The following is an 8,812-nucleotide window of genomic DNA, read 5'->3' as shown; positions in this document are numbered from 1 at the left end:
GTGCTGATTCCCCCAGTTCAGCATGGCGCAAAGCAGGTTTTCCCCGGTCCAATAGAGCTTTTTTCCGTTCCGGGGTCGATCATCCCGGTGTCCAGCTTCTCGTTCAGGAAGCGGGTGAACGCCTTCTTGTCCTTGAAGTGCTTGTCGAGCAGCGCCTCGATGGCCTCCTTCGCTGCCTTCCCCTTGACCAGCTCCGCCTCATAGGCGCGCTGCGCAGGAAGGTAGAGCGTCTCCCAGAAGGGGCCCTGTTCCTCCAGGCCGTCGGCCTGCCTCAGCAGTGTCTCCACGCGGTCCAGCGATGCCAGCGCTCCGGCGAACAGCCCCACGCCCTTCTGATCCGTCGCACGGCTCTGAGCCCCCGGCAGGCCGTGATGCTTCTCCGTCGCGACTCTCAGGCGTTCCACGGTCTCCGCAAACGTCTCGTTTCTCTGTGCGGTCAGCAGCTTGTTCTCCAGCCGCCCGATCCGGTCCAGGGCCGTCACGGCCTTCGTCACGTCCTCGAACTGCTCCGGGTTCAGGCTGGCGAGGCTCGCCCGCGCGTCCCGGATGTCCAGGTCCCGCAGCCAGCGCGCCACGGGCGGCATCGTCTCCCTCTTCTTCGCCAAGTCGTTCAGATACTCGTCCAGCCGCGGCCGGTCCTTCGCCGCCGGGTCCTCGGAGTTGACGCCCAGGCGCTCCAGCAGCCCGATGATCTGATTGAACGCCTCGTTGCCGATGGCGCCCCGCAGCCGCTTCCGGTTGGGCCAGTACCGCTCCAGCAGCTTCCGGCCCTTCTCGTACTCCTCCCGGACGTTCATGGCCTCGATCGCCAGTGCGTGATTGATCAGCTCCGTCCGCTTCCACTGCCGCGCCTCCTCGAAGCGGGCGAAGGCCGCGGCCTGCAGCGCCTTTGACGAGGCTCGTTTTTCGGCGGCCATGTAATGAGACACGGAGATGTCCCGCATCCGTTTGCCCGCGATGATCCGCTCCGCCTCCGCTTCGGCGGCCTGTGCCATCGCGGCCAGGTTCTCCGGGCCGAACACGCCCCGCAGGTCCTCCTCAGCCCTCCTGTTTTGGTCCCTCTCCCGCTGCCTTTCGCGCTCCCCCTCCTCTCTGCGCGCGTCCTCCCCGATCTTCCTCCCCAGCCTGCGCGCCGCCTCGTCCAGCATCTCGGTCTCCAGCGCCAGCCACTCCAGGCGCTCCCGCCCGTGCATGATACGCTCCGCCTCGGCCCGCAGGGCCTCCGGGTCGTGGATCATGCTCTCCAGCTGCGCCGTCGCCGTCCTCACCCGGTCCGCTATGGCCTGCTGCGGGGGCAGCTTTTTTGCCCGCTTCAGATCCTCCAACAGCGCCTCGGGCGTGCCGTATCCCAGCAACTCCACGGCCTCAGCAAGGGGCAGTCCGTCGTTGGCAAGCACCCCCACCGGCAGTTCCCGCGCCAGGTCCTTGGCGCCGGCGTCGCCGTAGAGATCGACGAGCTCGGGCATGGACAGCCTCAGCCCGCCCTTGTCGCGCGGCGTCAGCAGGGCCTTGAGCGCCCGGTACTCCGGCAGGCTCCACACCTCGGTCCCGGCCTGCTTGCGCGCCGCCCTGCGCGCCTCCTTCAATTCCGCCTGCTTCTCGGCCTTGAGCTCCGCCGTCAGTTTTCTGTACAGTCTGCCCCTGGCGGCGTCGGCCCCTGCGGCCACGGCGTCCCGGTAGCGCTCCACCACCTCGTCCGGGATACCCTGCCCGGTCAGGATGTGCGCCAGCCGCTCCGCCTCCCTGACGGCGCGGCTCTCCTCGATCTCCTCCTCGCTGGCCAGCATCCGGTCCATGACGCCGCGTATCTCGTCGTTGATCTCGAACTCCACGCGGTTGCCGTCGGCGTCCACGTAAAAGACGTTGCGGACGGCCTTGTAGATGTCCGTCAACCACTTGCGGAACGCTCGGAAGGCGCGTGCCAGATCGAGGTTGGGGGCCCTGCCCTCCATCAGGTACTTCTCGAATCCCGCGGCGAACTTCTCGTGCGCGTTTCTCCAGCGCTTCTCGTCCGCCTCGGACAGCGGCTTGGAGAAGTCGATGTCGGCGACCTCCAGCCACTCCACCAACGTCGCCCAGTCCTGCCGGACGGTATCGTCGACCCCCTCCATCAGGGCGAGTTTCTTGCGGCTGTTCAGAAACACGTGCCCCAGCTCGTGCAGGAAGGTCGAGCGGTTCCCGTCCCTCAGGATGGTGACGATCGTCTCCGCATCTCCGAACCGCGTGGACCCCAGGGGCGTAGTCGCGTCCTGATAAAACCCGGGAGCCGTACCGCGCAGGTTGTCAAGGTCGGCCTCATTTGGTACACTTTGCACGTAAGGGTCTTGAAACAGACTGGATGCCTTGGGCGACGTGCCCGTGTGGTCCAGCCATTCAAGGCCCTTATTTCTGTTCAAGTACAGCAGCAGGTTCATGGGGCTGCCGTCCTTATGCCTCCGCGTCATCCAGTCCAGGACGTCGAGCTCTGGGGTCAGGTTTTGCCTGGAGCTCACGTCTTTCCGAAAGACGGTTGTCAGTTCGTTGATCTCGTATCCGTGCCGCGTGTTCGCCCTCTTGAGCGTGATAGCCGCAACGATGCTCCTGTCCTCACCGCCGGCATCTTTCTCCGTCAGCTCGGTCAGGATGACCCTGCTGTACCGCCCCTTGCTTTCGTCTGCGGGGGAGCGGAAGATCATGATCGGGTCGGCAATGGCTCTGGGGAGCTGTTTCAGGGTCTCCGGAGCGATCTCATGTTTTCCGTTAAGAATCTTGTCCAGATTACGCGCGTGGATCTCGACGGGCAGAACCTCCACGCCGGTCAAGGAAAGCACCAGAGGGGTTGTCATCACGGGGAGCGGCGCCCCCTTCTCCTTCCCGGACAGCTCGTTGTCCAGGAAACGGTCGATCAGGGTTGCCCACGCCTTCTCGTCCTGCGCCAGCTTCTCATCGGCCTGGTGCGGGTAGTACGCCATCTCCATCTCCAGCATCTCTCCCAGGACGATCTGATCTTCTCGTGCCACGTCTTCTGTTTCGGACAATAGACGCTCCTTGCGTTCTTTGTCCGTCAAAAGCGTGCGTCTCTCGGCGTTCCGGGCCTCCGCCTCTCCTGCAAGGCGATGATATCGCTCGCCCCCCTTCTCCAGGTTCCCGCCGCTGGCGAACCCCTCAATGTTTTGTATCGCGTGCTGAATCTCGTGGACAAGCACTGTCTTGGCGGCATCCCCTCGGAGGCCCGTATCGAGTAAAATTGTGTTCTCGGATGGGCTATAGCTCCCCTTACCCTCCCCGTACCTCTCCTGGAACTTGACGCTGATGTCCGCCAATTCCGGGTACGCCGCATAGAGCTCCGGCGAGTCGTAAAAATCGGAGAGTCTGGACGGCTTTCTTACCTGCCTAGCGACGGGCTCCAACTCCTTGAGCCTGGCTTGCTCCTCTTCCGTGAGGGCCCCATCAATAAATTTCTTTTCGAGCTCGCGGAACTCCAGCAAGTCCGGATTGCTGATAAACCCCTCACGCCAGAAAGCCCCGTCCGGAATCTCGTGCCGCCACTTCCCATCCGCCCCACGCTCCCAGCCCGTAGCCAGGCGAATCGCCCTGGCGTCCTTGCCGGCCTGCTCCATCTCGCGGACGACGTTCAGGTTGTCGAGGCGGGTCGTGCCTTCCTCGGCTGCGTCCAGGGCTTCCGCTCCACGCTTGCCGATGATCTGGTAGTACTCCTCCGCCTCCCGTACCGCGGCCTCCTCCTCAGCCTCGATGAGCTGGAGCAGACGCCCTTCGGCTCCCTTGGGCTTCTTCTTCCTCAGCCTCCGCGCCAACACACGCAGTCTGTTCTCAATCTCTTCTCCGCGCTCATTTTTACGGACAAACTCCGGGTCATCGCTCCACAGCATCCGATCGAATTCCTCACGGGACAGGTTCTCGACCCACGTCTCGATCTCGCCATACTCTTCCCAGAGGGCCAGCGCCTCCGTCTTTTCCGGGCTCTCCGGCCAGGTCTCGATTTCTCCGTCGGGCTCGAAATTCTGCCACGTCTCAAGCATCAGCGCCTCGTCCCGTCCCGGCCCCTCCGGCCAGGTCTTCGGGTCGCTGTAGTCGTAGTCCTCGCTTTGGCGCACTGAGGACTGCTGATACTCCTCCCCAACATACGGCCTTCCCTCCGCGTCCTTGACGCCGCGGAGCATATCGGCTATAGTGACTTCGGAGGCTCCGCGTAGTTGCCGTTCCGGAAGAACTCCCGAAAGGGGTGTGCCGGAGAGGCGCGCGGGGCCTTCATTTTGCCGTTCAACAATGAGGTCGTTCAAATCGACCTCAACGGGTGTCCTTCCATCACTATTTTTGCTTTCATGAGCGACAATGCGCAGGGTCTTCAGCCCATCGGACGACCAGACGGGAATATAGAAACGGTGAATATTCTTGAGGTGCGTCTTGCTGGACTTCTGATTCGGGCTGCTCTCGATCAGCGTCGCGTTCTGTAGAACGTCCCGCAGGGACATCAGCCCCGCGGTCCTCGTGTCCATGTCCTCGTAGGTCAGCCCTTTCCACGAGGAGCGCACGACGTGTTTCGCCGCCGAGTTGGACGGCAACCCGATCATCGCCTCCCCGTCGGCGCTTATACTCGGCTCCTTCCCCACAAACTCTGCTTTCAAAAAGTCCAGGAGCTCTTGCGGCGTCACCTGCTGCGCGTCGGGAATTTTCCCGCTCAGATCCAGTATGGGCACTTTTTGCCCCAAGTCCACGCCGGCGTTGACGGGATGCGTGTAGACGTCCCGCATCCTGCTGATGTCGCCGGTCCCGCGGTCGTACTGAAACCGCAGGTTCCACTCGGGCCGGCGCGCCATCTCCTCGATGTCCACGCCGGCGTATCGCGCCTCGTTGGCGATGGCGGCGGTCCAGATCGTGCTGTAGAACTCCGCCTCCCGCCTCCCGACCTTCTTGTGCCCCAGCGCCTCGAACTGCGTCCGCAACCCGTCCCGAATGCGCTCGGCCTTTTCTCCGGCCTCCTGGACCGTACGCATCGCCGAGGCAGCCGCATCGATGTCGGCCCGGTTCCGCTCGTCCCGCGTTCCCTCGTACTCCTGCGCTTCGTTGCGGCTCATGCCGTCGTCAGAGTAGCGGAGATCGTTCTTGACTTTTTCGTAGATGTCCGGGTTTTTCAGGATGGCTGCGGTCGGAATCTCCACGGCCCCTCCGGTCCGCGCCGCCTCATCCAGGCCGTCCCCAATTCCCAGCCGTTCCGCCGCGGCGTATGCGTCCTCCCCAAAGGTCTGGAAGAACACCGCGCCGTCCACGTTTACCTTCTCCTGCCCCTGGCCGCCGACGTACTCCACAAAGTCGTCGAAGGCCTCCGGCGAGCGCTCTCGTACTCTGGAGGCCTCCGCTGCCTTCACGGCCTCGTCCATCACGGCCCCGATCCTGGTCGACTCCCGAGCCTCACCGGCCTCGGCACGATGCTCCCGATACTGTCCCATCGCTGTGCCCAGGGCCGTCCCCCCGCCGCTAAACACCAGCCCGACTCCGACCCCGACGGCCCCCTCGTACAGCAGCTGGCCCCAGTCGTTCTCCTCGCCCAGGGCACGGTTCGAGATGAGGGACTGCCCAATCTCCTCGCCACCCTCGAAGAGTGACGAGAGCAGGAGGTTCCCGCCCCGCTTCACCCAGTACGCGGCCCCCCTGCCCATCGGGACGCCGAACGTCAGGCGGTCCTGCAGGAAGTTCGAGAGGTACAGCAGCCCGAAATTCGGAAGGTAAACCTCGTTAAAGCTCTTGTCGTAGGCCTCTGCGGGGTCCATGCCCCGATCGACCAGTTCTCTCCAAACATGGGCCTGCTCCAGCTGAGCCTCGCCGTTGGTCTGAATAAGGGAGCTCAGCGCGGCCCCGGCCGTCGCCCCCAGTGGACCGCCCAGCACAGCGCCCCCGGTTGTCAGCGCGGCGGACACCGGCATCCCCGTCAGCGTGTAGGGCGTGCCCCTCACGACGTCGCTGAGCCAGCGGGAGAACGTCCCCTCCTTCGGAAGGACGTAGGGGTCCGGCCGGACCCACTCGGCCCAGCTCCGCCATTCGTCGGCGTTCGACAGCGCGGCTCGGCTCATGGCGGCCGCGACATCCTTGCGGACCTCCTTGGGCAGGCTGGCCAGAAACCCGCGTCCCAGCCCCATGACGCCGCTCGATGTCCCGACGTCGCCCTCCGGCTCCAGGACGCTCGGACTCATGCGGGCCGCGGCCTGCATCTCCCGCACATCCGCCTTCCCCTCCAGAGCATCGGCAATGCCGCTTCGGAAGTCCTTCCATTTGTTGCCCGGCCGAGTGGGGGCCTTCGATGCCGCCAGCTGCTGGAGGGCGTCCCCGACCTTCTTCAGCGTCTCCAGGTCGTCCCGGGCGATCTCCAGCATCCCCGGCGTCTTGAGCCAGCTCACCACCTGCTCCGGCGCGTCGTGAAGCGTCAGGGCGTCCATGCCCATCTGCGCGCGCATCTCCGCGGTGCGCAGCACGTCCCCATCCTTCATCATTCGTTGCGGAATGCCGGTCTGCCGCTCCAGCCACATCCGGTGGGCTGCCTGGTCGGGCGTCTGCTCCCAGGCCTGCCGACGATCCTGGAAGACCTGCGAGATCACGGCCCCCATACCCTGCTTTGCCCGCTGCGCCTCCCACTCGTCGTATGCCTTGATCTCCTCCGGCGTGGCGGGGCGTATGAACCGGTTCCAGTCGATAGTGCTTCGGCTCCGGTCCCTCAGTGTCAAAAACGGCTCCGAGTCATTGCCAGCCGTCTCCGCGCCGAAGGTCGCTGTCCCCTCCCCAAGGGAGGGCGGGGGTGCGTATCCCGGCCGCAGCGCCGGACCGTCGTCCTCGGCGTCACGGCGTTCATCTATGGTGTAATCGAAATCGTCGTCTAGCGTTATGGACATGTCGTCCTCCGGATTAAAAAATTACCCCAGTGTCGCCGGGTCCGCGTATTTTCTATCAATCTTCACTCCGCCCACCTATGCATGAGAAGAGGCGTGGGGAGAGCTTTGTTTCTTTGCCATGTTGTTCTGCCCTTTATCCCTGCCCTGTTTGATATTTTTGTAGTGACTCAGGACAGCCGGGACGTACCGTTTCGTTTCATTCGGCCACTTGGACCTGTCCTGGTTCGCCCTGGCGGGCCCGGCGTTATAGGCCGCCAAAGCCTTCTCCACATTCCCGTCGTAGCGCTGAAGCAGTTGCCCCAGCAGCTTCGTCCCGCCGCGTATGTTCTGCCGGATGTCAAAGGAGTCCGTAACCCCCAGCCCCCTGGCGGTTTTAGGCATCAGCTGCATGAGTCCCTGGGCCCCGGCGCGAGAGACCGCCTTGGGCTTCCACCCCGACTCCTGCTTGATGACGGCCCTGACGAAATCGGGGTCTACCCCAAACTCCGCCGCAGCCTCATTGATGACGGTATTCATCTCCGGCGTCTCCCCGCGTACCGGAGGCGTCCTGCCGCTCCCTTTCTGCCCCCCCTGCAAGGAGGGGCGCCCCGAAGAGGCGGGGGAATCGTACGGCGTCCCATCCGGCATCATCTTGGGGCGCTTCTGCCGTTTTTGCCGAGGTTCGGCGGGGGCCTGCGCCCCCTGACCCTGTCGATCGGGGATCGGCTGGAGCGGTTCCGGCTGCCTGGGGGGCCCTTCGCCCTCGCCCAGGATCGGCAGCTCGTAGGACTGCGAGGGGTCGTAGCGTTCGTAGCTGCCGTCGGCGTTTTTGCGGACAAACCCCTGACCGGGGACGTCGATGAATCCCTGGCGCTCGGCCATGCGGTGCTGGAACTCCGAGAGGTTATCCCCGCCGTTGGTAACGTACACCTTCGCGGCTTCCTCGAGCACCTTGGATTTCTCCAGCGGGGTTAGCTTTCGCTTCAGATTTGTTTCCCTTGCGCCGATCTCCTCGCCGACCATCGTCACGAACAGCGCCGACTCCTGAGAGCCGTCCTTGATCTTCAGGTCCTTCATGGAGCTTTTTATCGCGTCCGCGAAGCTATAGCCCACATAGCCGCCGCCTCCGGAACCGCTGGAGCCGCCGGTCCCGCCGGAGCTCTCCTTGTAGAACATCTTGACCAGGCTCTTTATGGTGCCGGAGGAGAGCCGCCCGCCCCAGCGATAGATCAACTCCTCGTCCGTCTTGATCTGCCCGTTCGTGACCTCCTTGAACGCCTGCGCCCAATCCCGGACGTCTTCCTTGAACTTCTCCGGTCGGTGTATCTGTGCGGCAGCGCGCTCCATCTGCACGCGCTGTTGTCCGTCCGCCCCGCTGTCCTGAATAAACTGTTGCGCCTCCTCCATGCTCGAGCTGTCGGCGATCTTGTCCATCCAGCCGCTCATGTACTCGCGGTCCCGCTGCGTCTCCCACCGCTTCCGGTCGGAGGCGCGCGCCTTGTACTTGCCCCAGATACGCTCGCGCATATCGGGGTCCAGCGAGGGGTCGTTCTCCATCGCGCTCCAGGCGGCCTGTTCGTCCGTCCCAAACCGGTCCATGAGGATGTCCGTGGCGGCGTAGGCCGCCTCCTTCTCCGCCTCCGCCGCAGCCTGCCGCTCCAGACGCTCCACCTCCGGGGACAACTTGTTCCTGAGTCCCGTGGCCGCATCCGGCAGAAGATATGTGGAGTCCTCCGTCATGGCCAGAGCGGCAAAGGGATCCCGAGACGCGACGACCGCGATTCGCTGAGCCTCCAGGTCGGAGTTCGCCTCCTCTACTGCTCGGGAAATCGTTTCGGGAGCCGCGCCGTAGAGCTGCGCGCGAATGGCGTTCTCCCGCTGTTGCCGCACGCTCTCGAAGACGAAGGGATCGTCGGGAGAGCGCTGCACGGCCGTCGCCCCGGCCTCCATGG

Annotated in this window: 2 protein-coding genes; both read right to left on the bottom strand. The window is 64.2% G+C overall.

What is annotated here, in order from left to right; genetic code table 11:
- Window positions 1–17 precede the first annotated feature (17 nt).
- On the bottom strand, window positions 18–6,881 hold the full coding sequence (locus ABLA28_RS08950; protein WP_347713368.1) for an LPD23 domain-containing protein: 6,864 nt from the start codon (window positions 6,879–6,881) through the stop codon (window positions 18–20).
- A 75-nt stretch (window positions 6,882–6,956) separates the two neighbouring features.
- Window positions 6,957–8,812, bottom strand: a 1,856-nt coding sequence (locus ABLA28_RS08945; RefSeq protein WP_347713367.1) for a transglycosylase SLT domain-containing protein, incomplete at its 5' end; no start/stop codon positions are given.

This window comes from uncultured Fretibacterium sp. (genome assembly GCF_963544685.1).
GTDB lineage: Bacteria > Synergistota > Synergistia > Synergistales > Aminobacteriaceae > CAJPSE01.
Note: the sequence above shows the minus strand (reverse complement) of the source record. Positions and strands in the feature narration are given on the sequence as shown.

Coding starts and splice junctions, on each gene's coding strand:
- ABLA28_RS08950 (WP_347713368.1), bottom strand. CDS start 6,881: ATGTCCATAACGCTAGACGACGATTTCGATTACACCATAGATGAACGC.